Origin of the sequence: Bacillus sp. JJ1503, from assembly GCF_036965125.1 — a bacterium.
Lineage (GTDB): Bacteria > Bacillota > Bacilli > Bacillales > Cytobacillaceae > Cytobacillus.
The window spans coordinates 1-1,128 of the sequence record NZ_JBALOZ010000531.1 but is presented as its reverse complement, the minus strand read 5'-3'; the positions used below and the strand labels follow the sequence as shown (position 1 = coordinate 1,128).

Here is a 1,128-nt window from a genome sequence, read left to right as displayed (position 1 = left end):
ATATGATTTAGTTCATACACATACTCCAGTAGCCTCATTTTTAATAAGGATGGCATGTCGAAATATTCCAAACCTAAAAATGATCTATACTGCCCATGGATTTCATTTTTTTAAAGGAGCTCCCCTTCAAAACTGGCTACTCTATTATCCGATTGAGTGGATATCAGCAAAATGGACAGATGTTTTAATTACAATAAATCAGGAAGATTATTTATCTGCAAAAAAATTCATGAATGGTGATATTTATAATGTACATGGAGTTGGAGTAGATTTAAATAAGTTTCAACCACAAAGTCAAGAATTAAAACAGCAATTAAGGAAGGAATATGGATATAAAAGTGATGACTTTATTATAATTTTTGCTGGTGATTTAAGATATGAGAAACATCAGGATTTATTAATAGATACTATAAGTCTATTAAGACATAAAATCCCTAATATAAAACTTTTATTAGCAGGATCTGGACAGCTATTGGAACAATATAGGAAGCAAGTCATTAAATTAGAGATTGAAGAGAATGTTGAGTTTTTAGGATATCGTACAGATATAAACAAATTATTGTTGTTATCAGATATTGCTGTTTCATCTTCTAAACGGGAAGGATTACCTGTTAATGTTATGGAAGCAATGGCTACTGGTTTACCACTGATTGTTACTAATTGTAGAGGCAATCGTGATTTAGTGGAGAATGGTGTAAATGGTTTTATTAGGGAAATTAATGATATAAGTGGTTTTGCTGAATCTATAGATATTTTGTATCATTCAGAGTTATTAAGAAACAGCTTTGCATTGGAAAGCTTAGAACGCATAAGACAATATTCATTAAAGAATGTTTTGAAGGAAATGGAATATTGCTATGTCTGCCATAATAAAATTAATATTGAATAAACTCAACTTTCGCAGAATGAAATCGAATAGAGCTGCTTTAAAGAAACCACTTCCCGTTATTGTTAGGGCTTTTACCATTGGAGATAATTTTTATTTTAAAACCTTTAATTGTTGGACTTATACCACAAAAAGCACTAGCAATTTTAAGGAATGAAAATAATAGTAAATAATTTTACGTACTAAAGAGGGTAGAATGAAAATGAGAATTTTGTTTATAACAGGTATTAATATCACAAACC

The 1,128-nt window shown here is 29.8% G+C and carries 1 protein-coding gene; it reads left to right on the top strand.

Annotated elements, in window-relative coordinates; translation table 11 throughout:
- On the top strand, positions 1-889 hold an 889-nt coding region (locus V7149_RS26285), incomplete at its 5' end, for a glycosyltransferase family 4 protein (RefSeq protein ID WP_335348495.1).
- Positions 890-1,128: the final 239 nt, after the last annotated feature.